The 24593-nt window shown below is 66.4% G+C and carries 27 protein-coding genes, 1 tRNA gene and 7 pseudogenes; 15 read left to right on the top strand and 20 right to left on the bottom strand.

The window, feature by feature from the left end:
- Positions 1–269 precede the first annotated feature (269 nt).
- From KAE78_RS07430 to KAE78_RS19550, 5 genes and pseudogenes are all read left to right on the top strand, one after another.
- The gene (locus KAE78_RS07430) at positions 270–2684 is read left to right on the top strand and encodes a CapA family protein (RefSeq protein WP_223172341.1); all 2415 of its coding nucleotides are present in this window, start codon (positions 270–272) and stop codon (positions 2682–2684) included.
- Positions 2609–3598, top strand: coding sequence for a hypothetical protein (locus KAE78_RS07425; RefSeq protein ID WP_223172557.1), 990 nt, complete (start codon positions 2609–2611; stop codon positions 3596–3598). The genes KAE78_RS07430 and KAE78_RS07425 overlap by 76 nt, the downstream gene beginning before the upstream one ends.
- Before the next feature lie 424 nt (positions 3599–4022).
- A pseudogene (locus KAE78_RS19555) lies at positions 4023–4589 on the top strand (CapA family protein); the annotation flags it as partial.
- A 369-nt stretch (positions 4590–4958) separates the two neighbouring features.
- Entirely contained in the window at positions 4959–6179 is a 1221-nt protein-coding gene (locus KAE78_RS07415) for a Mur ligase family protein (protein ID WP_223172340.1), read from the top strand.
- Entirely contained in the window at positions 6083–6325 is a 243-nt protein-coding gene (locus KAE78_RS19550) for a hypothetical protein (RefSeq protein ID WP_411156003.1), read from the top strand. Before KAE78_RS07415 ends, KAE78_RS19550 begins: the two co-directional genes overlap by 97 nt.
- Here the strand turns inward: KAE78_RS19550 and KAE78_RS19545 are convergent.
- From KAE78_RS19545 to KAE78_RS07355, 11 genes and pseudogenes are all read right to left on the bottom strand, one after another.
- Positions 6305–7322: pseudogene (locus tag KAE78_RS19545) on the bottom strand (CapA family protein). The gene KAE78_RS19550 and the pseudogene KAE78_RS19545 sit on opposite strands and share 21 nt — an antisense overlap.
- Before the next feature lie 227 nt (positions 7323–7549).
- Positions 7550–8239, bottom strand: coding sequence for a leucine-rich repeat domain-containing protein (locus tag KAE78_RS07400; protein WP_262927807.1), 690 nt, complete (start codon positions 8237–8239; stop codon positions 7550–7552).
- 401 nt (positions 8240–8640) lie between these two features.
- Entirely contained in the window at positions 8641–8973 is a 333-nt protein-coding gene (locus KAE78_RS07395; RefSeq protein WP_223172338.1) for a hypothetical protein, read from the bottom strand.
- Complete coding sequence (locus tag KAE78_RS07390) at positions 8970–9179, bottom strand: NTP transferase domain-containing protein (RefSeq protein ID WP_223172337.1); 210 nt, start codon at positions 9177–9179, stop codon at positions 8970–8972. The genes KAE78_RS07395 and KAE78_RS07390 overlap by 4 nt, the downstream gene beginning before the upstream one ends.
- Positions 9180–9189: 10 nt before the next feature.
- Entirely contained in the window at positions 9190–9864 is a 675-nt protein-coding gene (locus KAE78_RS07385) for a sugar-transfer associated ATP-grasp domain-containing protein (protein ID WP_223172335.1), read from the bottom strand.
- Positions 9816–9986 (bottom strand): hypothetical protein, encoded by a 171-nt coding sequence (locus tag KAE78_RS07380; protein ID WP_223172334.1) that lies wholly within the window; start codon positions 9984–9986, stop codon positions 9816–9818. Before KAE78_RS07380 ends, KAE78_RS07385 begins: the two co-directional genes overlap by 49 nt.
- On the bottom strand, positions 9980–10234 hold the full coding sequence (locus KAE78_RS07375) for a hypothetical protein (protein ID WP_223172333.1): 255 nt from the start codon (positions 10232–10234) through the stop codon (positions 9980–9982). The genes KAE78_RS07380 and KAE78_RS07375 overlap by 7 nt, the downstream gene beginning before the upstream one ends.
- Positions 10222–11103 carry a CDP-glycerol glycerophosphotransferase family protein gene (locus KAE78_RS07370; RefSeq protein WP_262927845.1) on the bottom strand — a complete coding sequence of 294 codons (882 nt, stop codon included), beginning with the start codon at positions 11101–11103 and terminating at the stop codon, positions 10222–10224. Before KAE78_RS07370 ends, KAE78_RS07375 begins: the two co-directional genes overlap by 13 nt.
- Positions 11103–11348 (bottom strand): hypothetical protein, encoded by a 246-nt coding sequence (locus KAE78_RS07365; protein ID WP_223172331.1) that lies wholly within the window; start codon positions 11346–11348, stop codon positions 11103–11105. Before KAE78_RS07365 ends, KAE78_RS07370 begins: the two co-directional genes overlap by 1 nt.
- Positions 11345–12754, bottom strand: a complete 1410-nt coding sequence (locus tag KAE78_RS07360) for a sugar-transfer associated ATP-grasp domain-containing protein (RefSeq protein ID WP_223172330.1) — start codon at positions 12752–12754, stop codon at positions 11345–11347. Before KAE78_RS07360 ends, KAE78_RS07365 begins: the two co-directional genes overlap by 4 nt.
- Before the next feature lie 38 nt (positions 12755–12792).
- Entirely contained in the window at positions 12793–13446 is a 654-nt protein-coding gene (locus tag KAE78_RS07355; RefSeq protein WP_223172329.1) for a hypothetical protein, read from the bottom strand.
- A 366-nt stretch (positions 13447–13812) separates the two neighbouring features.
- On the opposite strand from KAE78_RS07355, the gene KAE78_RS07350 reads away from it, so the two are divergent.
- Positions 13813–13992, top strand: a complete 180-nt coding sequence (locus KAE78_RS07350) for a hypothetical protein (RefSeq protein WP_223172328.1) — start codon at positions 13813–13815, stop codon at positions 13990–13992.
- A gap of 204 nt (positions 13993–14196) precedes the next feature.
- Here the strand turns inward: KAE78_RS07350 and KAE78_RS07345 are convergent, their stop codons facing one another.
- Genes KAE78_RS07345 through KAE78_RS07335 form a run of 3 tightly spaced genes read right to left on the bottom strand, consistent with a single transcriptional unit; the run spans position 14197 to position 16406 of the window.
- Positions 14197–14739: a hypothetical protein gene (locus KAE78_RS07345; RefSeq protein WP_223172327.1), complete on the bottom strand. Its 543-nt coding sequence runs from the start codon at positions 14737–14739 to the stop codon at positions 14197–14199.
- 21 nt (positions 14740–14760) lie between these two features.
- Entirely contained in the window at positions 14761–15504 is a 744-nt protein-coding gene (locus KAE78_RS07340; protein ID WP_223172326.1) for an ABC transporter ATP-binding protein, read from the bottom strand.
- Positions 15504–16406, bottom strand: a complete 903-nt coding sequence (locus KAE78_RS07335; RefSeq protein ID WP_223172325.1) for an ABC transporter permease — start codon at positions 16404–16406, stop codon at positions 15504–15506. The genes KAE78_RS07340 and KAE78_RS07335 overlap by 1 nt, the downstream gene beginning before the upstream one ends.
- Before the next feature lie 294 nt (positions 16407–16700).
- On the opposite strand from KAE78_RS07335, the pseudogene KAE78_RS07330 reads away from it, so the two are divergent.
- Both KAE78_RS07330 and KAE78_RS07325 read left to right on the top strand, forming a co-directional pair.
- Positions 16701–16940, top strand: a pseudogene (locus KAE78_RS07330) (sulfurtransferase); the annotation flags it as partial.
- Positions 16941–17073: 133 nt separating this feature from the next.
- Positions 17074–17505 carry a sulfurtransferase gene (locus tag KAE78_RS07325; protein WP_223172324.1) on the top strand — a complete coding sequence of 144 codons (432 nt, stop codon included), beginning with the start codon at positions 17074–17076 and terminating at the stop codon, positions 17503–17505.
- 66 nt (positions 17506–17571) lie between these two features.
- Here the strand turns inward: KAE78_RS07325 and KAE78_RS07320 are convergent, their stop codons facing one another.
- Positions 17572–18072, bottom strand: a complete 501-nt coding sequence (locus tag KAE78_RS07320) for a MarR family winged helix-turn-helix transcriptional regulator (RefSeq protein WP_223172323.1) — start codon at positions 18070–18072, stop codon at positions 17572–17574.
- An 87-nt stretch (positions 18073–18159) separates the two neighbouring features.
- Here KAE78_RS07320 and KAE78_RS07315 point away from each other — a divergent pair, with 87 nt between their 5' ends.
- Entirely contained in the window at positions 18160–18831 is a 672-nt protein-coding gene (locus tag KAE78_RS07315) for a hypothetical protein (RefSeq protein WP_223172322.1), read from the top strand.
- A 192-nt stretch (positions 18832–19023) separates the two neighbouring features.
- Here the strand turns inward: KAE78_RS07315 and KAE78_RS07310 are convergent, their stop codons facing one another.
- The 3 genes and pseudogenes from KAE78_RS07310 to KAE78_RS07300 all read right to left on the bottom strand — a co-directional run bounded on the left by KAE78_RS07310 (position 19024) and on the right by KAE78_RS07300 (position 20809).
- Positions 19024–19284: a GNAT family N-acetyltransferase gene (locus KAE78_RS07310; protein ID WP_262927844.1), complete on the bottom strand. Its 261-nt coding sequence runs from the start codon at positions 19282–19284 to the stop codon at positions 19024–19026.
- Positions 19285–19922: 638 nt separating this feature from the next.
- A pseudogene (dcd, locus tag KAE78_RS07305) lies at positions 19923–20527 on the bottom strand (dCTP deaminase).
- A gap of 87 nt (positions 20528–20614) precedes the next feature.
- Entirely contained in the window at positions 20615–20809 is a 195-nt protein-coding gene (locus KAE78_RS07300; protein ID WP_223172320.1) for a hypothetical protein, read from the bottom strand.
- Between the two features lie 95 nt (positions 20810–20904).
- Here KAE78_RS07300 and KAE78_RS07295 point away from each other — a divergent pair.
- Positions 20905–20978 (top strand) — tRNA-Gly (locus KAE78_RS07295).
- Between the two features lie 215 nt (positions 20979–21193).
- On the opposite strand, the gene KAE78_RS07290 is transcribed toward KAE78_RS07295, so the two are convergent.
- The gene (locus KAE78_RS07290; protein ID WP_223172319.1) at positions 21194–21646 is read right to left on the bottom strand and encodes an Lrp/AsnC family transcriptional regulator; all 453 of its coding nucleotides are present in this window, start codon (positions 21644–21646) and stop codon (positions 21194–21196) included.
- Between KAE78_RS07290 and KAE78_RS07285 the strand changes: the two are divergent.
- Positions 21542–22222, top strand: a pseudogene (locus KAE78_RS07285) (LysE family translocator); the annotation flags it as partial. The gene KAE78_RS07290 and the pseudogene KAE78_RS07285 overlap by 105 nt on opposite strands.
- Positions 22219–22365, top strand: coding sequence for a hypothetical protein (locus tag KAE78_RS07280; protein WP_223172318.1), 147 nt, complete (start codon positions 22219–22221; stop codon positions 22363–22365). The pseudogene KAE78_RS07285 and the gene KAE78_RS07280, both read left to right, overlap by 4 nt.
- Positions 22366–22381: 16 nt before the next feature.
- Here the strand turns inward: KAE78_RS07280 and KAE78_RS07275 are convergent.
- Positions 22382–23554 (bottom strand): annotated as a pseudogene (locus KAE78_RS07275) (thiolase family protein).
- 227 nt (positions 23555–23781) lie between these two features.
- Between KAE78_RS07275 and KAE78_RS19540 the strand changes: the two are divergent.
- From KAE78_RS19540 to KAE78_RS07265, 3 genes and pseudogenes are all read left to right on the top strand, one after another.
- A pseudogene (locus KAE78_RS19540) lies at positions 23782–23886 on the top strand (hypothetical protein); the annotation flags it as partial.
- 38 nt (positions 23887–23924) lie between these two features.
- Positions 23925–24173 (top strand): hypothetical protein, encoded by a 249-nt coding sequence (locus KAE78_RS07270; protein WP_223172317.1) that lies wholly within the window; start codon positions 23925–23927, stop codon positions 24171–24173.
- Entirely contained in the window at positions 24170–24589 is a 420-nt protein-coding gene (locus KAE78_RS07265) for a type II toxin-antitoxin system VapC family toxin (protein WP_223172316.1), read from the top strand. Before KAE78_RS07270 ends, KAE78_RS07265 begins: the two co-directional genes overlap by 4 nt.
- Positions 24590–24593: the final 4 nt, after the last annotated feature.

Here is a 24593-nt window from a genome sequence, read left to right as displayed (position 1 = left end):
GGCGCAAGTAAGCTGAAGCCGACCAAACTCCACGGAAGCTGCTGGATGACTGACCACAACCCCTCCTCCGCAAGGCCCGTCGCGCGGCCGGAAAGATCAAGCGCAGGATCAAGCGACCGCCCGCTTCCTCGAACTCTGCGGCGCCCGCGACTGCGCCAGCTGGCCCGCTCCCGCACCGGTTCAGTCTCTGGGTCACCGTAGACGGGCTGCGGTTCAGGATCCGTCGGCACAACGCCGTCCTCCTCAGCAGGACGACAGATGATGCCAAAGTGAAGGTTCCGCCGTTCGTTGCAGGCAGGCCCGTCGTATCAATAGGCCGTCGCGCCTTCAGAGGGGACACCCGCCTTACTGCGATCGAGATCCCGCCCTCCGTGGAGAGCCTCGGGGTTGAAGCGTTCAGCGGGTGCACGGCGCTGAAGCGCGTGAACCTGCCCGCGGATCTGCGGACGATCAGTGCCCGTGCCTTCAGCGGTTGCGTCGCGCTGCGGATCGCCCGCCTCCCGTTTTCCTTGACTCGGATCGGGCCACGGGCGTTCGCTGGTTGCGTGTCGCTCGAAGAGTTGCCACATTTCGTCAGGACTGGCCCGAAGGACGATGCCAGGGTGGTGCGGAGCATCGTGGAATCGTCGTTTCCGATCGCGCTCAAGTCCATCGGTGAAGCAGCGTTCGAAGGCTGTACCGCGTTGCGCACCGTTGTCATTCCCCACAGAGTCACCCGGATCAACGCTTCGGTCTTCGACGGTTGCACCTCTCTTCACACTGTGTGGCTGCATTCGTCTCTTTCGAGAATCGATACGCGAGCGTTCCGAGGCTGTGAGTCGCTTCACCGCCTGCATCTGCCTGCCTCTGTGGAGAGCATCGGTGAAGAAGCACTCCGGTCGCAGACCTTGATCGTCTGCGCGGAAGACACCTACGCACACCAGTTCGCGAGGAACAACGGCAACCCCGTCCGGCATGGCAAGCTACCGGCCGAACCGATCGGCTCGCATCTGGGCGCCGACGGAGGTCTCACTGTTGCTGATGTCCTCGACGACCGCGAAATGCTCGAAGGGCTGCTCGACCTATACGAGGTCCGTCCGCCCACTGCCGAAGCCGTGCGCGACGAGCACACTGCCGACACATTCGCGGCGCCCACTCCTCGTTTCCGATTCGCGGATGGCGCATACCGCGCTGAGCAAGCCTCCGACGAGGACAGCGATGTCACGATCGCCATGGTCGGTGACATCATGTGCGGGTTCAGGCAGCAGCGCAAAGCGCTGAGTGATGGGAGCTTCGATTTCCGACCAGGCTTCGAGTTCGTAAAGCCGATCCTCTCCGACGTTGATCTCGCGGTCGGGAATCTCGAGTCAATGATCGCCTCTGCCTACCCATACATGCACGAGCAGCTGTACGTCGATGATCGGCCGAACCTCAATGCGCCGCCTGCTTTCCTTTCGGCTGTACGGGATGCAGGTTTCGATGCTGTCACCAACGCACAGAATCACATGTACGACACCGGCACCAAGGGCATTCTCCAGACGCTGGATGCGCTGAACCGAGCGAACCTCATTCATGGTGGCCTTCGCGCCAGCGCTCAGGAGCGTAGGTACCTGCTTTTCGAGCTCAAGGGGATGAGGATCGCAATCGTCGCGTATCTCGATCCGGCGCGGCAGCGAATGAAACAACTCAACTTCACTTCCGTCGGTCTCAGCGCCATGGCAAGCCCCTTCGATGAGGAGGAGATCCGGGCAGACATCACTGCAGCACGAAACTCCGGGGCCGAGTTCGTGGTCGCCTGCGCTCACTGGGGCAAGGAATACACGGACGAGATCTCCTCCGTCCAGGCAGATTACGCGACGATGCTGGTCGAGGCCGGTGCAGATTACGTCTTCGGCTCCCACTCGCACTGCCCTCAGCGCTACACAGTGCTTCAGTCGAGCGACGGACGTCGCGTCCCCGTCGTCTACTCGGGTGGGAACTTCCTCTCTGACATCCAGCGGAAACGACCGATCACGCAGGACACCTTCATCGGAACGCTCACCCTTACTCGCTCCGAGGATGGGAACGTCATCATCAAGGGTGACGGGTACGTGCCGTGCCGGATCGTCGAGCGCGACAACCATGGCGGCTCGGTGTCCGTTGTACCGTGTGAGCTCCTGCTTGAGGGAGCACTCGGGTACAGTTCCGTACGCGCGCGCGAAGACTTGAGACGCATTGCCGACGCGATGGGCGATCAATACGCGCAGATCCGCATTGATGGGCTGCGTGATCCCCAAGCGGAAACACGGCTGCTCGCGGTTCCTGCGCAGACAAAGTCTGAGCCGATGCGATCGCCGGCTGAGCATGCACCGATGATTGCAAACGACTACGGCGACAGCCCGCTCAAGAACCTGAGCAAGGAGCCTTTGCAGAGCGCGCTGATCGAGACTGAGGCGCTCGCTTATGGACTCTCGGTGACGCGATTCTCGACCACTTTGTTCACAGCACAGGATCCTGAGGGGCACCTCATGGGCTTCCGACGTGCCGCCAGCACGCTTTCATCGATGGTTGGAGGTGAGTTCTGCGCGGACAAGGCGGTCTGCAAGGCGCTGCTTCGTGCACACGAGATTCCCACCGCCCTGGGCTTCGGTTGCCGCAGCGCGGCCACAAGTCCGCCGCGCGATTCGTCGAACAACACGGCTGGCCTGTCGTCATCAAGCCACTGAAGGGTTCGGGCGGGCGGGGTGTGACGGCCAACATCGCCAGCGATGACCAGCTTAAGCTCGCGATTCAGGAGATCGACTCGCCGAACGGCTTTCTGATAGAGAAGCACGTACCCGGCGAGGACTATCGTTTCCTCGTCCTCAAAGACGAAGTCATCGGTGTGTGGCGACGGGATGCCGCGAACGTCATCGGCGATGGTCGTTCCTCCATCGACCGACTCATCGACCGGAAGAACGATCTCACGACCCGCAGCCCGCTCGGTACGAGCCGACTCGTCAAGAAGGACAACCTCCTCAGGAATCATCTCGCGAGCATCGGCAAGAGCCTGGATGACGTTCCTGCAGCAGGCGAGAAAGTGTATCTGCGAAGCGCGGCCAACCTCAGCGCTGGAGGCGACAACATCGAGGTCACCGACGAGACACACAAGTCCATCAAGGAACTGGCTGTGCGGGCAAAACAGGTTCTCCCCACCATGGAACTCGTCGGCATCGACATCCTCATGGACGATCATCGCTTCCCCGCCGATCAACAGAGCGTGAACATCTGCGAGATCAACAGCTCTCCGGGGATCGCCTCACACAGCTTTCCGACTTATGGACCACCGCGCCCGGTGGCGAAGCTGTACGTCGAGCACAATGCGGCCGCACTCGGGGCGAAGTTGTCCGAGTACCGCGCCGAAGGGCGCTATCGTTTCAGCGCTCGTGGGACGTTTCCAGGGTCTTCATACCAGTCCCACCTGAAGGAAGCAGCGCGGACCGTCGATGTACGGATCATAGATATCGACTCGACGCTCGAGCGCGCGGTTGTGACTTTCGAAGGAGACGCTCGCGCAGCGGCAGTGTTCGACTGCCTCGCAATCAGCCCGCGCGCGCAGGTCGGGCGCGTGGAGTCGACCACACTGGAGATCGTCGGGTAGGAACTCGTCCCCTCGTCGGATGTGGCGCCCAGTTCAGAGCATCCCGTCTGGCGCGGGCCTGCTTCACAGCGATCCTTAGAGCCTGCGGATACTGTGAACAGGTGCGCATCTGGAAGAAGAAGCCCCGGCCAGAATCACCCGTTGTAGTGAACACGGACCCCCCGCTTGAGGTGATGATCGACCGGTACTCAAAGGAAGAACCGACCTTTGCTCTGCAGCGTCCGGGATCAAGCAGCGACGATACGGGGCGCAACACTTTTCACTACGACGAGATCTCGGGCAGTTGGACGCGCACCAAAGATAATGCCCGTCTTGAGGCCGTACTCATGTGCTTCGGCACGCTTGACTATGACCTGGCGTTCGAACAAGCCGCCAACGTCGGGGAACTTACCAGTTCCATCCCGCGCTCGCACAGCTACGATCGCTGCTGCAGGCTGGCGATCTCAACGTCGGAAGCCTGGGTACTCTTGCGGCAGAGATGTACCCGACAGCGATCGCTACGGCGCGCCAATCCCTTTACTCGAATGCTCGAGTGGAGTATCTCGATGCGATCCGTGACAGCGGATTCGACTGTCTGGCACTCGCGAACCGCTTCAACCTCGGTGCCGGTGTGCGTGGCATCCTCGCCACAGAGTCGGCGCTCACCGATCGTTCCCTCGTGCCGAGCGGCCTGGGGTTGCGACGGTCACCCGTCTTCGACGTGAACGGCATCAGGATCGCCGTGATCTCCTCTGCCCTTGCAGTCCACGGCGTGCGCGAAAAGATCACACCCTCAGGTGCAAGAGAGCTGCTGAACATCTTCGACGAGGACCAGATCCAGGAGGATGTCGCCCGACTGCGCTCATCAGGGACGCAGTTTGTCCTCGGATACCTTGACTGCTCTGCAGACGACGACGGCGAGAACGACAGCGCCGCACGCCTGGCCGCAGCGAAGCGCATGGCCGACTGCGGGGTCGACTATGTGATCTGCACGTCGTCAGCCGCGCCGAGCGAGTATGCGACATACGAGAGCAGAGACGGACGGCGAGTCCCCATCGCGACGTCACTCGGGACGGTCGCCGGCGACGGAGCTCCGGATGGCACGCTCTCCGTGGCACTGAGAGTCACGATCAGGACGAGGGTCGACGGTGAGATCGAAGTGTCGGACTCGGCCATCCCCATCAACAGAGTGAATCCAGGACATGGCGTACTCCCCTTCGCCTCCCCCGCACACGAGTACTACGCTCCCGAGGCGGACTCTCAGCGGATCTCCGAATCCCAGGAGAGGCTTGCCCGAGAGTTCGGGACGGACATCGCGCTCGACCCGGCTCGCAGGACGTACGTCGCTCCCCCATATCTTGCCGACCTGACTCCCTCAGAGGTGACCCGCATCCTCGGCACGAGTCTCTCCGCAAGTACGAGCCCGGGCTATGTTCCGGATGAGCCGACTACTGGCATCATCAGTCGCCGAGGAGACCTGATCCCCGGCTGCATTGCGGTACTCGGCCACTACCGCGGCGCCACCGCCGACGCCGATCAGATCACCATCGAGGACGCGGTCGCGGCAGGAGCGCTGATGGTGATATCCGAAGCACCACACGAGGCGCTGCCGTGCGTTGTGGTACAGGACGCGTGGGCGGCGCGCAGTACTCTGATGCAGGAGATCCGGGGTCGCTACTCGCCGTTGACGCTGGCAGTGACAGGCACAGTCGGAAAGACCACCACCAAGGATCTGCTGGGATCGGTGTTCGATCGCCACTGCCGCACGCTGCATGTGGAGGGAAACAACAACACCAGCCTGACCGTGTCAATGGTCCTGCAGAAGCTCACGGATAAGGACGACGCCTATATCCAGGAGGTCCACGAGGGCAGCCCCGGTTCTGCCCGTCGAATCTCCCAACTCATCCAGCCGGACATCGCTATCATCACGGAAGTCGGAGAAGGGCACCTCAATCAGCTCGGATCGATCTCCAACGTCGTGGACGAAGTCACCCAGGTCATCGCCGGGCTCTCTCCGGACGGTGTCGTGATCGTCAACAACGACAATCAGCACCTGCGCGCATGGACGCCGCCCGTCCGCAGCATCCGATACGGTCTGAACGACGATGCCAACGACTACTCTGCGCATTCGATCCGGACTACCCCCGACGGCATCGACTTCGAGGTGCACTATCCTGGCGGGTCCATCGACGCGAGCCTGGGCTTCGGCGGGATGCACAATGTGAGCAATGCGCTGGCGGCGTTTGCAGCGGCACACCAGGCGGGAGTTCCCGTTCACAAGATCGTGGCCGGACTTTCGCGCTACCGTGTTTCGAAGACTCGACAGAATGTCGTCGAGGTAGGCGGGTACTCACTTCTCATCGACACCTACAACTCGAATGTCCTCTCGCTCGTCAGCGCGCTGGAGACGCTCTGCGAACTCCCGGTGCAACCCGGCGGACGCCGTGTGGTCGTCATGGGGACATGGGCGAACAGGGCGACAAGATCCGTGAGAATCACGAGCTCGTGGGAGCGAAGATCGCTGAACTGCCGATCGATCTGCTCCTCTGCACAGGTGCGGGAGCTGCCCACACAGCGAGAGTGGCAATGGAGCATGGTTTGAACGCGGAGCACTTTTCCAGCACGACCAAGCTCGTCCGCGGCGTCCGGGATTCGATCAGGCCGGGCGACAGCGTGCTGTTCAAGGCCGCCGGTGCCGGCAAGTTCGGACCGAAGGTCGTCTATCCCCTATTCGGCCGCGTCGTCTGAAGGCCGGATGCCAGGACCGACAACACGCGTTATACGCTCTCGGGCGTCTCGGAGAGCCACCTTCAGCTCGTTGCTCCTGAGATTCGCCGAAGCAGGGACCACGGCATAGTTGCGCTGCTCGGGCCCGGAACGCATGTTCATGATCCGGCAGGGATGGTATGTCTCAGAGGCCAGGACCACGCGACCCTCCGCGTCACGCTCTAGCCTGAGGTCGAGGATCAATGTGTCGCGAGTGATCGGCGGCTTCAGGTTGATGTCCGAGATGAAGTTCCCCGCAGACCAGAGGCAGGGGACATCTCGCCCGTCTGCGCTCTTCAGCACCTCGTACGGCTGGATGCAGTGCGAGTGCGCTCCGACGATGTAGTCGGCACCCGCATCGACGACGACCTGCGCGAACCCCCGCTGCCGCTCGGTGATCTCCGGGGTGTACTCCCGCCCCAGTGACAGCATGCGATGACGAACTCGGCACCCGCTGCCCGCGCCGCGGCGATATCGGCAGAGACACGATCCGGATCGAAGTAGGGGAACATTGTTTGCCTGCCGGCACGCGTGAAATTCGCCTTCTTCATCATCTGACGGGCGCTGTCGAGATAGGCGACGACACCGACCCGGATTCCTCCGAGGTCGATGACAAGAAATCGGTCGTCCTCCGCGGAGGCATATGCCCCGTGTGCAGGAGCTGGCACTGGTTCGCCGCGTCAAGGGTCTCGAGGACACCTCGGGTGCCAGCGTCGTAGACATGGTTCTGCGCGTTGGTCACCGCATCGAATCCCGCTCGGCGGAGCGCTGACAGGAAGGAGATCGGACTGTTCAGATGCGGACGCGCATTGATGTGTTCCGCTTCCAGGGTGTAGGGGACCGAAGGGCTGACTGCCGTCTCGAGGTTGCCCATGACGAAGTCGCCCTCCGCGAAGAGCGCGCGGACGTGATCGAAGCTGAAGTCGAAGGAGAACCCCGGAGTGGCGGACGCCGCCGCCTGCTGCCGGAAACGCGCCATCAGGTCGCCGACGATCATGAGTCGCGCGCTGCCGGCTGCAGACGCCCCTCCCCGATAGACATTTCCGTCTGAATCGAATCGGGAGCGTGGGATGACGCCGGTCTCGGCTGCGAGGCGTTCGCTCCGCACCGGGAATGACGGCTCCCGAGTCTCAAAGCGCTCGATGACGGCGGTCATCTCAGCATCCGTGTAGAAGCGCCGGTGAGGCTCCGAGGGATCAGCGGGCATCATGCGGCTGACCAGGCGGTCGCCCTCTGCCGCTGGCGGTCGCCACTTCTGTCCGCTCTCCCGGAGAACGGCTGCCGCCTTGGACTTCTCCTCTGTGATGATCTCCGTCTCGGCGGGGAAGGCGCCTTCGCCGATGGCCTCGCAGCGCCCAGAAAGGCGGAGGCTGTCGAGCGCAAGACAGCCGCGGAACGCCCCTTTCCGATCTCTCTCACGCGATTGTGAAGCGCGACGTGCCGCAGTGAAGAGCAGCCGGCGAAGGCGCGCGCTGCGATGCTGGTGACTCCATACGGCACGTCCATGCGTGTGAGGACGGCGCAGTTCTCGAAAGCACCCACGCCGATGTAGTCGACAAGCGTCGGGAGCACGTCTTCGCGCAGATCCCGATCGGTGGTCATCACATCGCTGATACCGCGTTTCGAGAAGTAGTAGAGAGTCGTCAAAGATGTGCAGTCCTTGAAACACTCCATCCCTATACGGCGGAGCCCGTAGGGAAGGCCGACCTCTTCAAGAACGGTGGTGCCCTCGAAGGTTCCTTTGTTCAGGACCTCGAGTCTGTCCGGAAGCTCGATGTCAGTCAAGGCCGTGCAGCCGGCGAACGCGTAGCTGCCAAGGACCACCAACGACTCGGGAAGCGTCACGGACTTCAACTGTTCGCATGATGCGAAAGCGCGAGAGCCGATCTTCGTCACGTCGTCTGAGATGACGATCGAGCGGATCGTGGTCGACCCTCGAACGCGGACTGCCGAATCGCCACGACAGGAGCATCGCCCACGAAGGACGGAACCACCAGGTTCACTCCTTCCCCGACGTAGCCGAGCACCTCTGCCCCGTCGGATGTCACCTCGAAGCGGAACCCGCGTTCGATGAGGAGTTGTCCTCGTGAGGATCCCCCGTCCACCCGCGGATGACCGCGCCCACCTTCCGTCGCACGCTCGTGACCAGTGAGTCCACGCCTTTTCCTTTCGAGGATTCAGCCATACCGATCCCCTCCTCGTTCCTCAATCGTCGACCTCGCCGGACGCCTTTTCACCGTTCTGTCGGTTGTTCCCCTCGAACGCCTCATACTCCGCCGGGGTGTTGAACCCGACCGTCAGCTCATCGAGTATTTGGAACCGCTCGCCGAGCTCGATGTGGTCGAACGGCAGTCCTTCATACGACTGGTAGAGCTGCCACCCTTGCACGCGGCGATCTCACCGGCGAGGTAGAGCCGGCGCACGCGATCGAAGTGCGTCCTCAGCACCTCTGCGTCGCCGGCGCGCACGGCGACGATGCCGCGCTCGTCGCCGAAGAAGTCCAGGTCGCCCACCGGTGTCGCGAGAATATGCCGCATGGCCTCGTCGCTGTACAGGGTGTCGCCGTAGAGGAAGCAGACGCCGTCGACGAAGAGCTCGGGCGCGAAGCGGTCGAGCTCCAGCTCGTTCACGAGGGCGCGTGCCGGCGAGCGCCCTCGGTCTCATACTCCGGATTGCTGGCCGAGATCACGACCTCGGCGCCCGGATCCATCGTCTGCACCTGACGCGTGATGCGTCGCAGCAGCGTCTCGCCCTCGAACTCGATGAGGTGCTTGGGGATGCCACTGTGCCCGCCCCAGCGGGTGCCGTGGCCATTGGCCATGATCACGTAGCGCATGCTCAGCGGATCACTCCGTGCTCGCGGTAGAAGTCGCCCAGCTCGCCATTGCGCTGCGGCCCCACAACTGGATGATGTTCGGTCCGGTGGAGGTGTTCGCCTCGATCACGCACGGGCCGTCCTCGGTGACGAGGATGTCCCAGGCGATGAACTGCACATAGGGGATCGCATCGGCGGCCGTCAGCACCTGCCGCTTGACCTCGTCCCATCCGGGGACGACCGAGCCCAGGATCGCGTGCCCGGAGTCGGGGTGCTCGGTGAACACCTGATGCGACCAGAGCGTGCGCGCCTCACTGAGCATGCCGGACTCGAGGTCGATGTGCGCGACGAGGCCGCCGCGGCTGCCGTTGTCGACGGGGATCGTGTCGGCCGTGCCGATCCGCAGCACCGCGAAGAAGATGCGCGGGTCCTCCGTCGCGTGCCGCATCGTGATGATCCGGATCGTGTTGGTCGTGTGCTCGTAGATCCTCGCCAGATCCGGATGCTGCGCGACGGTCTCCGACAGGAACCATCCGTCTTCCCGGGAGAGCAGTGCGACGACCTCCTCCTCGGATGCCGGCCTGCTGTCGATCCAGAACGCGCCGTCGGCGGCATCCAATCGCGAGACGCCCTTGCCGCGCCCAGCACCGATCGGCTTCATGAACAGCGAGCCGGCCTTCTGCAGGAGCGGGATCGCGTGCGACACCGAGGGACCGGCGCGGGGTCACCGTAGACGACCATGCGTCCCTTGTTCTTGATGAAGACGATCGGCGGCACCGAGATGTGGTGCTGCAGGATCTCGTTGCAGACGACCTTGTTGTTCAGCATCGGGTCGAAGGGCTCGTTGATCCACCGGGAGCGGTACCAGTCGAACTCCGACAGGTACTCCTTGGTGTTGCGGGGTTCTTCTTCAGGTCGTACAGGGCGACCTGGTCGGCCATGAAGCCGCCGAAGACTGCGAACCTGATCCTCGTGAAGAACCCGACCTTGAAGCGGTTCGGGGAGAGCAGGATGCGGGTGACCCACAGATAGGCCAGCTTCGCCTTCTTGACGGCGCGTCTGATCAGCGGGTGCACAGCCCACCCGCCTCGAAGATGTGGTCGACCAGGTCGGCGGTGGAGTGGCCGGGGTCGGGAAGCACGAACGTGTCGCGGTATCGGCGCAGCTCGGCCATCGGGTACTCCTTCGTGAGCGCGGCCTGCAGGTCGTCGGCATCGCGGAAAACGCAGTGGGGCATCTCCGTTTCCAGATCGATGTTGATGCCGTTGCCTGACATGTACCGCTCGTAGTCGTAGAGGAAATAGTAGGTCTTCGCGTCGATCAGCGCCGCCTCCAGCGCGATCGACGAGTAGTCGGTGATGACGTACTCGGCGACCGTCAGCAGCTCTGTGCCGCTGAACTCCGGGCACACCAGGTGAGGCTGCTCGGGCATGGCCAGGGTGTCACTGGGGTGCTTCTTGACCACGAGGGTGAAGCGGTCGAGATCGAGCGCCGCCGCGAGCTTGCGGGCGCCGTCGGCGGAGAAGCCGCGGCGGAACGTGGGCACGTAGAGCACGACCGGCTTCTCGGCGAGCTCGGGGTAGCGCGCCAGCACCCTCTCGGCGATCTTCCCGCGATTGTGGAACAGGTAGTCCGCCCGCGGCAGGCCGAAGTTCAGCAGCTGCGCCGGCTCCACGCCGAACGAGGCGCAGTACTGCGGGTTCCACACCTCGGCGCCGGCGACCACATAGTCGTAGCCCTCGTGCATCCGCATCCCGTGTGCGAGCTCCGCCGCCCGGCCCTGCTCCCGTCCGAGCGACTGCATGCCGGTCTGCTTGATCTTCCCGAGCGAGTGCCAGATCTGGTAGACGACCAGGCTGTCGCGATGCCGCAGCATCGACACCGCCGGCCAGTAGGAGTCCAGCACGCACACCTTCGCGGTCGCGAGGTGGTACAGGCTGCGCATCAGCACGGGGCGAAGCGACCGGTCTCGCTCCTGTCTCCCTTGACGAGCACCGCCATCGTCGCCACGTTCACCCGAGGATTCCTGCGCCGCAGTTCCTCGATGAGCATCGCGAAGTCGGGCGGCACATCGTCCATCCGCCGGCTCAGGAACACGACCTTGCGCGGGTCGACCCTGGTGAACACCTTGAGGACGGCGTAGACGGCGGCGAGCGCGCCGCGCAGCAGCGCGAAGGAGACGCGACTCATCCGGCGGCCCGCTTCGGCAACGATACGAGCCGGCGCGGACGATGCCGGTCGTACCCGTACTGCCTCTTCTTCTGCGCGAGCTTGTGCAGCAGGTAGTCGATCGTCTCCGGGGTGAGCCTGTCGATGCGGGGGAAGTCCGGGAAACGGTTGATCTCGGGCAGCTTGAAGCCGTCTTCGGTGATCGCCACATCGAAGCCCAGGTACTCGAGTTGTGAGAAGCTCTCGGCCATCTTCAGGATCTGCGTCTTCACGTCCTCCCAGTGGGGCACAACGCCGTCGATGAGGATCCCCGTGTCGGGGTGGGTCGGCTGCGAGACGACGCGCCCGTTCATGAGCATCTTCGCGTTGCCGAAGTGCCCTGTCTCCGCATCGATCTCGGCGAGCATGCCGCCGGCCGCCGTGTTGTCGACGAAACCGGATGCCTCCGACCCGATCCGCAGGTAGCAGTTGCCCAGCTGCGGGGTCACGCCGTCCTTCTTGAAGACGACCATGCGGATCGTGTTCACCGAGTGCGGATAGATCTCGGCGAACGTGGGGTGCATCTCGATGAACTCGGTCACCAGGTACTGATTGTCGGGGTTCTCAAGCACACCGATCACGGTCTCTTCGTCCACGGGCTCGCCATTGAGCGAGTAGACCCCGTCGTCCCAGGCGAGCCGGTAGAAGCCCTCTCCGTGAGACCCCTCATCGGGCTTGAGCGCGAGGCGCCCCTTCTCCCGCGCCAGACGCAGCACATCGGTGAACTCCGCGCCGTAGCCCTCCGGGCAGTCCATCATGGGGACGACGTGGTTCCGTCCGCCGCTGCGCGCCGTGTAGAAGTAGTACCCGGGCAGGTACTCGTTGAAGTCGGATGCCACGTACTTGATGCTCACCTTGTCTTCGAGCCAGTACTTGTAGCGGACGTTGATGTGACGCAGCCAGCGGTACTCGAAGTCGGAGATGAACTCGCCCACGTTCTCGGGCGTGATGCCGTACTGCGGCACCCGGTACGAGAGGAACCCTCGCTTGTACGCCCAGAACTTCGTGCGCAGCGGGACGCCGTTGCGCTGGAAGAGGTCGCGGCGGATGTCACCGGGCCAGCGGACCGACTGGTAGGGCAGCAGTCCCTTCGGGTAGAACGCCCTGGCGAACTCGCGCCGGATCTTGAGCTTGGTGTTGTGCAGACCCTTGGCGACCCGGGTCGAGAAGCGATAGCTGCGACCGCGCTGCTGCTCGATGAGCTCGCGGAGGAACGTCACGGTGTGCGCGGAGAAGGGGAAGAGCGCGCTGTACTCGGGGTCGGCGGCGACGTCGGTGATCCGGATTCCACCCTCTCCGATATGCAGCTGATACTGCACGAACTGCAGCTGCGGCGCGAACGCCCCCATCCGGCGGAGGAGCCCGACGGCCTCGCCCCAACCGGGCACCTCACCCGTGAACTCCTCTCCGCTCTCCGGGTCGTACGTCAGCGTACGCAGCCTGCCGTCGACGAGCGTGCGCGCGCCGGAATAGGCACCGGTCTCGCGGTCGATCCGAGCGACCAGCGGCAGCGGGGAAGGGAGGGGTCGTCGGACGGCAGATGACCGAGGGTGATGAAGGCTTCGGCGACGGCCGGCCGCGCCCCGTCCGGGTTCATCATGATGACGGTGATCTGCGCATCGTCGCGCCCTGCCTCCGGCGGCGCCTCCCGCAGCACATGTGAGCGCCGCCGCGCAAGTGCGATGAGCAGCTCGCGGACGTACCCCGCGTTCACCGTGACGCGACCGATCGCGAGCTTGTCGCCGGCGACCGTGATCTTCGCGGCGTCCTCTGACTGCCACGTCGTGCGGGTGACAGTCAGGGCCCCGCGATCGGCGGCGACCGCGACGATGCCTTCCATCGAGGCACCTGCCCGGCGCGCCTGCTCCGAGATCGGCACGATCCGCAGGCCGCGATCCACCTGGAACACCTGATAGTGGACGGCGTCGAAGTGCTGGGCGAAGGGCGTGAAGACCATGAGCGCGGAGACGCGGTCGCGCACCCACTTCGCGTACTTTCCGTTCATCGGCTGCGCGTACAGGTAGTCCCGCACCGAGATGAACTGATCGCGGTTGCCCTCCGTGATGCCGAAGTTCTCCACGAGCGACGGCGTGAAGCCCCATTCCTGGGCACGCGTACGCTCGGCATCCGAGAACTGCTCCTCCAGGACTCGGCTCTCCTTGACGAGCAGGGCCCACGAGCGCGCCGTGCGGCCGATGAAGCCCGCTGCGCGCAGGTGGAACGCGTGGACGCGACGCGTGAGTCGCCCGCCCTTCGCGCCGACACGCCTGCGCAGCGACCGCGCGGCCGCGCGCAGCTCGCGCTCGGGGCGCGCTCGATCAAGAGCCGTTTCAGGAAGCGAGCTGCTTCCGCGTCGAAGAGGCGCCCGACCGGATACCGCGGATAGGCGTCGATCGCACGCACGACGAAGCCGCCCTCACCGATCGACACGTCGACGGCGATGAAAGTGAAGCGGGCCTCTCGCCTGCTGAAGATCCGCTGGACCTCGGCGACGATCTCGGCGAACCGCGGCACCGCCACCGGAACGCCGGAGACGGTCGCCGTGCCCGTCGTGCGATCGACGCCGGCGTGGAGCGTCCAGCCGTCGTCGCGGGTACGGGGCGACTCCCACTCCGATTCCGGCTGATCGGCTCGATGCCTCGGTCCGGTGAGCACTTCTGCGTCGACCACCTTCGCGCGCGCCCGGGAGCCCGTGCCACATGGAGACGAAGTTGCGCGGATTCGGCGGAGAATGCCGCCGCAAGCGCGTCGCCGCCTGCAGCCGGTTCCACGGCCAACCAGCGCTGGCGACCGCTGCGGCGAGCGAGCACCCGACTGACTTCTTCGGCGTCTACCGCAGTACCGTCGATGAGGAATCGTTCACCCATCCAGGTGATGAAGTAGTCGCGCCCGGAACGCGGGCGGAGCGGGACGATGCGCACCGTGCCGCGATCGCGGATAACGTGCAGCAGCTCCGACAGCGGCACCTCGTCTTCGCTCGCCTCGTCGTCGAGCAAGCTGACGGTGCCGTGCCCCGGAAGAAAGAGAAGCTCGCGATCGGCGTCTCCATGCGCGCGGCCAGCCCGGGGAGTCTCAGCGCGGCGATAACGCGGTTGGACAGACCCAGCCGAGGGCGATTGAGCCGATACAGCTGATGGAACTCCCGCTGAGAGATGACCGCGTCCTTGTCGCTCTCGGACACCGCGAGCGCATACGTGGCCGTGTCGAAGCCGGCGCGATGCGCGGCACGCAACAAGTGCCGGCCGCCCATAGGGTTCTGCCAGTCGCGATAGAGCTCGCGCACCCAGAGCCGAGCGGCCGGACGCACGAAGCCCTCACGCAGAAGAGGGCGCGCGAGGACGGTCACCGCCATACGTCTGACACGCCTGGTCACGCTCTGGAACATGACCGGCCGCTACTTCTGCTCGAGGCGCTTGAGCGCCTCCTCGATGTCGCCGTCGAAGACGACCTCGCCCTTGCGGATGACGATGCCGCGCGAGCACAGCGCCTTGACCTGGCGGGCGCTGTGGCTGACGATCATCATCGTCACGCCTTGAGCCGTCATCTCCTTGAGCTTCGCGTTGCACTTCCGCCGGAACGGCGCATCTCCCACCGAGAGCACTTCGTCGACGAGCAGCACGTCGAGCTCGACGTGGATCGCGACCGAGAAGGCGAGGCGCATGAACATGCCCGAGGAGTAGTGCTTGACCTCCTGGTCGATGAAGTCGCCGATCTCGCTGAACTCGAGGATGTCGTCGAAGCGCGCGTCGATCTCCTTCTCGGTCATGCCGAGGATCGCGGCGTTGAGGTAGACGTTCTCGCGGCCCGTGAGATCGGGGTGGAAGCCCGCGCCGACCTCGATCAGCCCGGCGACGCGGCCGCGCGTGAGCACCTCGCCCTCGTCAGGCTCGAGCACGCCCGAGACGAGCTTGAGCGTCGTCGACTTGCCCGAGCCGTTCAGGCCCATGACGGCCACGGCCTCGCCCTCGTTGATCGTGAACGAGACGTTCTTGAGCGCCTGGAACTGCTGCGCCCGCACGGGCTTGCGGCGCGCCCAGTTGATGAAGGCGTCTTTGAGCGAGCGCGTCGAACGCTTGTGGAACCACTTCGAGACATCATCGACGATGATGCTCGGCTTCGCTGTCGTCGTATCGGTCATCACAGGTCCTGCGCAAACGTGCGTTCGAAGCTGCGGAAGGTCCACTGGCCCAGCAGCAGCATGAAGATCGCGATGCACCACGCGATGGCGATGAAGATGCCGAAGTTGTCGACGAAACCGTGGTTCGCGCCTTCCACGATCAGAGGCAGACTCTCGTCCAGGGCCGCCTTGTCCACGACAGGCCCCCAGAACGACTGGTGGAACAGTTCGACGGCCACGGTGATCGGATTGGACATGTAGATCCACAGCGCCCAGTCGGGAAGGCGCTCGGCCACCATCGTCCACGGGTAAATGATCGGCGAGGCCCAGGTCGCCACGAGCCGGACGATCTCGACGAAGTTCTGCGCATCGCGGAAGCGCACATTCATCGCCGAGAACCACAGGCCGACCCCGGTGGTGAACGTCAGCACGAGCGCAAGGGCCGCCAGGACCATCCCGAGACTCGCGAAAGAGGGAATCCAGCCGTAGAGAAGACTCACGACCAGGAGCACGACCAGCTGCGGAAGGAAGTGGATGAGAGAGCCGATGACCGCCGCGATCGGGAAGAGCTCGCGCGGCAGGTAGATCTTCTTCACCAGCGCCTTGTTCGCCACGATCGACGAGGTCGCGTTGCCGAAGGCCTCGTTGAAGAGGTTGACGACCACGATGCCGCTGAGCATGTACAGCGGGAACATGTCGACCCGACGTGCGAGGCCGAGCACCTCGCCGATGATCAGGTAGTACACCAGGAACTGCACGGTCGGCCGCACATACGACCAGGTCCAGCCGAGCACCGAGTTGCGGTAGCGCAGGACCGTGCCCTTGAGCACGAGCAGCTTCAGCAGGTAGCGCCGGGAGAAGACGTCGAGTACGCCTCGCCCGCGACCGGGGGTGCTGAACTCGCTGCGATCAACAGTTGTCACAAGCGGATTCTTTCAGATGGAGTGATACCAGCCGAAAGCCTACCCGAGGCATCCTGCATGTCCGCTTACAGCGCCGCGCGACAGGTTATCGGATGCGGGAACGCGCTCCTGCGGCATCCGGATCCGTCCCGGTCGAATGTGACGGTCTGTTGCGCGGCTTTGCGGAAAGTTTCTCCGTTCTCTCGCGCCAGGTGCCGCTGAGGTGACACTTCTGTATATGGCCCCGCTCATCGACGCCACAGATCTCGCCGCGCTGGTCGCGGCGGGGCGCAGCGTGCGCCTGCTGGACGTGCGCTGGCGGCTGGACGAACCCGAGGGGCGCCCGCGCTACCTCGACGGCCATCTCCCGGCGCCTCCTATGTCGACCTGGAGACGGAGCTCGCCCGCCGCGGGCACCCGGAGGAGGGGAGTCACCCCCTGCCCTCCGCCGCGCAGCTCACGCAGGCGGCCAGGCGGTGGGGCATCCGTCGCGACGACCTGATCGTCGCCTACGACGACAACGACAGCGTCGCAGCGGCGCGCGCATGGTGGCTGCTGCGGGCGCACGGACTGGATGTGCGCGTGCTCGACGGAGGATTGCGGGAATGGGTGCGCTCGGGGGCGCCCTCGTGCGCGGAGACCATGTCGCAAGGCCCAGCGACATCGAGCTCACCGCCGCCGACCCGGCGTGGTGCACATCGACGAGATCCCCACGATCCCGCTGATCGGCACGCTCGTCGACGCGCGCGGACCGGACCACTATCGCGGCCGCGCGAGCGGCGTCGACCCGGCCACCGGCCACATCCCCGGTGCGATCAACGTCCCGGCCGTCAGCCACATCGCCGCCGACGGGAGACTCAAGTCCCGTGAGGCCATCACCCAGACGCTCCTGCGCGCCGGCGTGCGGATCGACGGACCGGTCGTGCTGTACTGCGGGTCGGGCATCGCCTCGGCGCACTCCGCGCTGGCGTTCGAGCTCGTCGGCATCCGGCCGCGGATCTTCGCGGGGTCGTGGAGCCAGTGGTCCCGATCGGCCGGACGCGCCATGGCGGTGGGCCCGACCCGCGCGACCACGTGCTCAGCGTCTGAGCGTCCGCTGGCGCGGAGCACCGGTCGTTGAGCGAGCCGAAGGCGAGACGAAACGCAGCAAGCTCTCCGGCAGGGGCGCTTCCGACGCTCCGCAGCTCTACGACTCCCAGTTGTCGGCGAGCTTCGTCAGCAGGCGCGCGAGCTCGGCGCGCTCGGCATCGGTGAAGGTCTCCAGCGCTCGACCGATCGTCTTGCGGCGCTGCCCGCGCATGCCCTGCGCGACGCGGCGACCCTCCTCCGTCAGCGCGATGCGCGTGCGGCGGGCGTCTTCGGGGTCGGCCTCGCGGACGAGGAGCCCGAGCGCGACGCCCTGCTGAACGAGCCGTGAGGCGCGGGGCTGGTCGACGCCGATTGCGTCGCCGATCTCCGAGACCGAAAGCGGATCGGATGCCGCGGCGAGCGCTTCCAGCATCCGCAACCGTGCCGGGCCTCCGCGCAGGAGCGCCGGGCCGCCGCCGTGCGGACCGTGGTGGTGCTCGTGCGGTCCGCCGTGCCGATGGTGGCCGTGCGGGCCGCCGTGAGGGCCGCGCCCGCGCGGGCGGAGGCGGGCGAGGGCGTGCGCGATGGCGTCGGCGGGGTCGGATGCAGGTGTGCTCACGCATCCGACTTTACATGCAACTTGACATGCAGTGGATACCTATGTCACACTACATGTACATGCAATATGACAAGCAAAGGACTTCCGATGAACACCGATGACACACAGAACACCACCCGCCCGCTCGGCTACTGGCTCAAGGCCGTCGACCGCCTCCTGGCCGCCGAGTTCGCCCGCGCCTTCGAGAGCGAGGGCGTCGGCCGCCGCGACTGGCGGCTCCTGAACGCCGTGGACGGCACCGTCGCCCCGCGACGCCCCTCCACGCGCACAAGCTCGGCCGCCTCATCGAGCGCGGCTGGGTCACCGCCGCCGACACCGGCTTCGTCCTCACCGACGAGGGCCGCGCCGCCAAGGAGCGCCTGGGCGAGCTCGTCGCCGGCATCCGGTCCCGCGTCACCGACGCCGTCCCGCCGAAGACCTCGAGGTCACGCTCGCCTCGCTCGAGCAGATCGCCCGCGCCTTCGACTGGAGCGAAGACATGCCGCTTCCGCGCGGCCGGAAAGGCCACCGCTTCGGGCGCGGCCGCCGACACCCGCACGGCGAGCACGGCTTCGGCGAGGGTCCCGGCTTCGGGCACGGCCGCGGGCGCCACGAGCGCGGCGAGCAGTGCGCTCACCGCGGGCACCCGGGCACGACCGCCACGGCATGCACGGCCACGACCACGGGCGCGGCGACCGCTTTCTGAAGATGGCCCGCTTCGGGCAGCGCTCCTACGAGCGCGGCTTCGATGCCGGCTTCAGCCGCGGGCGCGACGCCTGACGCACGCCGCACGCGGGACGACGGGGACTCACCCCGTCGTCCCGCTTTTCGTATCCGGGCTCGCCTGCAAGGAGACCACGCACAGGTTCCCCCGCGCGCTTCGCGCCGCGACAGGCAAAGACGCGACAGCAGGCGATCCTGCGGATATCTGCCTGTTCTCGCGCTCTTGCCTGTTGCCGCGCGTTCCCGGTCTCAGGCGCTGCGGCGCAGGTCGGCGACCTCAGGCAGAGCGGTGAAACCCGCCGACCGGTACGCGGCGACGCCCACCGTGTTCGCGGAGCTCGTGCAGACCGTCGCCGATGAAGCACCCATCTCGCGCAACGCCGCCTGCGCCGCGACGACGATCGCGCGACCGTGGCCGTGGCCCCGGTGATCGCGGTGCGCGCCGACGGGCTCCAAGAGGCCAGGGCGCCCCGCGCCGGCCGACCAGACCGTCGCCGTCGCGACCGGCACGCCCTGCGCGTCGTACGCCAGCAGGCAGCGGGCGTGCGCGTACTCGGGCCCTCCGCCATCGCCCGCCACCGCTCGACCGAGAACGTCGACCCCGTGAACGAGGCTCGCTGCACGGCCGCGCGCTGCGCGACCTGCTCCGCATTCTCCGCGGTCACGACCTCGATGCGCACTCCGCTGTCGGGCACCGGCTCGCTCAGATCGCGCACGAGCGGCGTCCACAGCTCGTCGAGCTCCCAGCCGCGCGCGAGCAGCACCTCGCGCAGGGCACCCTCGCCGCGCGCCTCGACGGCCGCCGCCCCGGCCGGCAGCACCCCGCGTCCGGCGTCGGCGAGATCGTCGGCCATGTGCGCCGCGAGCTCCTGGTCGTCACGCGCGGCCGGGGCGATCGCGACGCGCAGCAACGCCTCCCCGTCGCGCAGGCCGACCGCGAGGATCTCACCGTCACGGCTCCAGAAGCGGGTCGCCCGCGCCGTCGCCTCCGCGCCGAACCGCCAGTGCCAGCCCAGATCCCCAGGATGCAGCGGCACCGGCGCACCGTCTTCCTGCCATCCGCGCAGGGCGTCGATGACGGCGGGCAGCTCACCGGCATCCGGAGACGTCAGCTCAACCGGCATCCGACGATCCCTTCATGCGAGCGCTCAGCCGCCGGTGGACCCGATGTCGGTCACGCCGACATCCGATCGGTGGAAGTTCTGGAAGGAGCGCGAGGCCGTCGGGCCGCGCTGCCCTGATAGCGATTGCCGTAGGGCCCGGAGCCGTAGGGGTTCTCGGCGGGCGAGGTGAGGCGGAAGAAGCACAGCTGCCCGATCTTCATCCCCGGCCACAGCTTGATCGGGAGGGTCGCGACGTTCGCGAGCTCCAGGGTCACATGACCGGTGAAGCCCGGGTCGATGAAGCCAGCCGTGGAGTGGGTGATGAGGCCGAGGCGCCCGAGCGAGGACTTGCCCTCGAGCCGGGCGGCGACGTCGTCTGCGAGCGAGACCTGCTCGAAGGTGGCGCCGAGGGCGAACTCGCCCGGATGCAGGATGAACGGCTCGTCCGGGTCGACCTCGATGAGGCGCGTGAGCTCGGGCTGATCCTCGGCCGGGTCGATGAAGGGGTACTTGTGGTTGTCGAACAGCCGGAAGTAGCGGTCCAGGCGGACATCGATGCTCGACGGCTGGATCATCGCCGGGTCGAGCGGGTCCAAGCCGATGCGTCCGGCGGCGAGTTCGGCCCTGATATCGCGATCGCTGAGAAGCACGGCACCAGCCTAACGGGCGCGCGGTTCGGGCGAAACGAGCGGGCATGAGGAAGGCCCCGCCGCATGCGGCGGGGCCTTCCCGGGAACTCAGTCCCGCAGATTCTCCTTGGCCTCGTTGCGCGCCTTCACCGCGTCGCGCTCGGCCTCGGCCTTCTTCACGTCGGCCTCGGCCTTGAGCTCGTCGGCCTTGTCCTTCACCTTGTCGACGGTGTCCTCCACGGCGCGGCCCGCCTGCTTGGCGGCTTCGCCGATCGTTTCCTTCGCGTCCTCGAAGATACCCATGGATGGGCTCCCTTCCGTTGATGGACCGGCGACGTTACGCCGCTTCACTGGGAGATCCATGCATGCTCTGAGCGGCTGGTACGCTGGAGACTTCCGGGGCTGTAGTTCAATGGTAGAACTTCTGCTTCCCAAGCAGACAGCGCGGGTTCGATTCCCGTCAGCCCCTCCAAGACAGCTGTTCCTCGTATGCTCGGCTTGTACCTCACTGCACGCGCGGGTTCAACCCCTGCGTGCGCACCGATCCCGTGGCTAAGGTCGTCACACGGAGAGCATCGGGGCGCTCTCTCGGCTCCCCGCATGTCCGCGTGCGGACGGCTCTCCGCACGCCGGTCGGTCCGCTCCCCTCCCCTCGGACCGACCGGCGGTCACGGCAGCGTGCCACCCTCACACCGGCAGCGCCCGCCCGTCGACGACCTTGCGCATCACGAGGGTCGTCGCCACGCGCTGGACGCCGGGGAGAGCGCTGAGCTCCTCGTCGTAGAGCTGCTGGAAGTGGGGGAGATCGCGCGCGACGACCCGCAGCAGATAGTCGGGCTCGCCGAAGAGGCGCTGCGCATCGACGATGTGCTCGAGAGGTTCGACCGCCGCCTCGAACGCCGAGATCGCGGCCTGCGTCGCCTCGCGCATCGTCACGAACACGAGCGCCTGGAACCCGAGCCCGACCGCCTCCGGCTCGACCATCGCCCGGTAGCCGCTGATGACGCCGCGCTGCTCGAGATCCCGCAGTCGCCGATGCGCCGGCGAGAGGGTCAGCTGCACCCGATCGGCCAGTTCCGTGAGGGTCAGGCGCCCGTCCTGCTGAAGCTCCGCAAGAATCTTTCGATCAGTCGCGTCCATGGCCAATATTCTTCCACCGATTGGCCATCAGCCCTGCAGACTTGCAAGCGACTTCTCCGCAGACTTTTCTACTCTTCTGTCATCCCCACACGACAGGAGAATCGGATGACGCTCGCCACCCTCACCGCGTTCTGGGCGTCTCCGCACTGTTCATCGTCACGCCCGGTCCCGACTGGGCCTACGCGATCAGCGCCGGCCCCAGCGGCGCGCGCTGCCGGCCCTCCTGGGCCTGCTCGCGGCCATCTCCTCGCCGCCCTCGTCGTGGCCGCGGGCGTCGGCGCGCTCGCCCTGAGCATCCCGGGCGCGCTCACGGTGCTCACCATCGGCGGCGCCGTCTACGTGGTGTGGGTCGGGGTGGGGATGCTGCGGCATCCGACCGCCGTTGCTCTCGCGTCGGATGCCGCACCCGCCCTCTCGCGCTGGCGCTGGTGGGCGAAGGGCTTCGGCGTGAGCGGGCTGAACCCGAAAGTGCTGCTGCTGTTCCTGGCCGTGCTGCCGCAGTTCACCGATCCCGCCGGCGCCTGGCCGCTGCCGGCGCAGATCCTCGCGCTCGGGATGCTGCACCTGGCCAATTGCGCGCTCGTCTACTTCGCCGTCGGCGCCGGCTCACAGCTGGTCTTGTCGTCACGGCCGCGGCCGCCCGCATCGTCAGCCGCGTCTCCGGCACGGCGCTCGTCGCGATCGGGGCGTATCTGCTGCTCAGTCAGCTGCTGCTCTGACGCCGGCCCACGCGCGTCACCGCTCGAGCACCACCGCGAGCCCCTGGCCGACGCCGATGCAGATCGCCGCGACCGCGACGCCCCGCCGCGGCGGGCCAGCTCGTGCGCGGCATGGCCGATGATGCGTCCGCCGGACGCGCCCAGCGGGTGACCGATCGCGATCGCGCCGCCGTGGATGTTGAGCTTGTCGGGGTCGAGTTCGGGCCAGCCGGCCAGGCACGCCAGCGACTGCGACGCGAAGGCCTCGTTCAGCTCGACGACGTCGACATCCGCCCAGGTGCGGCCCGCCCGCGCGAGCGCCTTGTTGGCCGCCTCGACCGGAGCGATGGGGAACTGCTCCGGGTCCACTCCGTGGGCGGCGCGCCCGGTGATCCGCGCGAGCGGCTCGCCGTCGAGGACGCCCTCGCGGGCCAGCAGCACCGCAGACGCCCCGTCGTTGAGGGAGGAGGAGTTGCCCGCGGTGACGGTGCCCTGCCCTCCGGCGCGAACAGCGCCCGCAGCCCCGCGAGCACGTCGACGGTGGTGTCGTCGCGGATGCCCTCGTCACGGGCGAGCGGCGCACCGTCGACCTGCACGATCTCACCGTCATAGACGCCGTCGGCCCACGCCTGGGCGGCGAGCCGGTGCGAGCGCACCGAGAACTCGTCCTGCGCCCGGCGGGTGATGCCCCACTCCCGGCGATCAACTCCGCGGACTGGCCGTTGGAGATCGTCCACTGCGCCGGCAGCGCCGGGTTGGTCATCCGCCAGCCGATCGACGTGTTCCACATCGTCTGGTTGCCGGTCGCCGGCCACGGCTTGGCCGACTTCTCCACGACGAACGGTGCCCGGCTCATCGACTCCACACCGCCGGCGAGAATCACATCCGCGTCGCCGGACTCGATGGCCCGCGACCCCTGGATCACGGCTTCGACGCTCGAGGCGCACAGCCGGTTCACCGTCGAGCCGGTCACGGTCGTCGGCAGCCCCGCCAGGAGGGCGCCCATCCGTGCGACGTTGCGGTTGTCCTCCCCGGCCTGATTCGCGTCGCCGAAGATCACATCGTCGATCCGCACCGGATCCAGGCCGGTCCGTTCGATCGCCGCCTTCATCACGACGGCGGCGAGATCGTCGGGTCGGATGCCGGCGAGCGCCCCGCCGGCGCGGCCGAACGGGGTGCGCACGGCGTCGTAGACGAAGGACGCGGTCATGTCGGTTCTCCTGTCCTGACCCATGGATCTCCTCGATCCGAGGCTAGCGGCTGTCAAGGGAAAGAAGGGGGCGACCGCGGCCGGCGGCGCAGCTCTTCGACGGTCCAGTCGTCGCAGTTGCGGACCACGCTCTTCTCCTGCTCTCCACAATCGGCGCGGATCCGCCGGTTCTTCACATCGACCCCCTTTCGGCACTGCGGGCCGACGCCGACGCACAACCTGGCGGCATGGTTTCGGGGTCGCTAGCATTGACAGCAACGCACTCACTCACCGCGCGAGAGGGAGATCCCATGGCGACGCTGACGATTCGCGATCTGGACGACGACGTCAAGCGACGGCTGCGCGTGCGCGCCGCCGAGAAGGGGTCTCGATGGAGGCGGAGGTCCGGGCCATCCTCACCGAGGCGGTGCAGGAGCAGCCCGAGGAGGAGCCGGGCGCCTGGTACCGGCGGATGCGGGAGCGGCTCGCGGCGACGGGGGCGTACTGGGATGACGACGTGATCGCACTCCTGCCCGATCGCAAGTCCAAGTGGGCGGTGTCGCCCGAGGAGGTCGAACATGATCGGGCCGTTCGCGAAGCCGCAGCACGCGCGTCCTCGGCATCCGACGACGCGTCATGATCGTCCTCGATACGAACGTCGTCTCTGAATCCCAGCGGCCACGCCCCGAGAGTCGCGTTCTCGATTGGATGGCGGCCGCCAGCGGAGAGGGGCTCCATCTCACAGCAACGGTCGTCTCAGAGCTGGCGGAGGGGATCAGCAGACTCCCGCACGGACGTCGCCGCGCGCAGCTGCAAGACGGCTTGGATCTGATGCTGGTCGAGGATTTCCCGGACAGCATCCTCCCCTTCGACACCGAAGCCGCACTCGCCTACGGCCACATCCTGGAGCTGCGTCGCACCCTCGGCCGCCCGATCGAGGTCGCCGATGCTCAGATCGCGGCGGTCTGCCTCGTGCACGATGCGACCCTCGCGACCCGCAACACCGACGACTTCGAAGGGCTCGGACTCGCGCTCATCGACCCGTGGAGGGAGTGAGCCG

The organism is Microbacterium sp. NIBRBAC000506063 (assembly GCF_017968845.1).
In the GTDB taxonomy this organism is placed as follows: Bacteria; Actinomycetota; Actinomycetes; order Actinomycetales; family Microbacteriaceae; genus Microbacterium.
Note: the sequence above shows the minus strand (reverse complement) of the source record. Positions and strands in the feature narration are given on the sequence as shown.

Bases quoted from the DNA above. Each gene is read 5' to 3' on its own strand.
- KAE78_RS07390 (WP_223172337.1), bottom strand. From the start codon at position 9,179: ATGCGCTACGTGATCATGGCCAATGGCCACGGCACCCGCTGGGGCGGG.
- KAE78_RS07380 (WP_223172334.1), bottom strand. From the start codon at position 9,986: ATGCTGAACAACAAGGTCGTCTGCAACGAGATCCTGCAGCACCACATC.
- KAE78_RS07370 (WP_262927845.1), bottom strand. From the start codon at position 11,103: ATGCGCAGCCTGTACCACCTCGCGACCGCGAAGGTGTGCGTGCTGGAC.
- KAE78_RS07365 (WP_223172331.1), bottom strand. From the start codon at position 11,348: ATGAGTCGCGTCTCCTTCGCGCTGCTGCGCGGCGCGCTCGCCGCCGTC.
- KAE78_RS07340 (WP_223172326.1), bottom strand. From the start codon at position 15,504: ATGACCGATACGACGACAGCGAAGCCGAGCATCATCGTCGATGATGTC.
- KAE78_RS07315 (WP_223172322.1), top strand. From the start codon at position 18,160: ATGAACACCGATGACACACAGAACACCACCCGCCCGCTCGGCTACTGG.
- KAE78_RS07300 (WP_223172320.1), bottom strand. From the start codon at position 20,809: ATGGGTATCTTCGAGGACGCGAAGGAAACGATCGGCGAAGCCGCCAAG.
- KAE78_RS07290 (WP_223172319.1), bottom strand. From the start codon at position 21,646: ATGGACGCGACTGATCGAAAGATTCTTGCGGAGCTTCAGCAGGACGGG.
- KAE78_RS07270 (WP_223172317.1), top strand. From the start codon at position 23,925: ATGGAGGCGGAGGTCCGGGCCATCCTCACCGAGGCGGTGCAGGAGCAG.
- KAE78_RS07265 (WP_223172316.1), top strand. From the start codon at position 24,170: ATGATCGTCCTCGATACGAACGTCGTCTCTGAATCCCAGCGGCCACGC.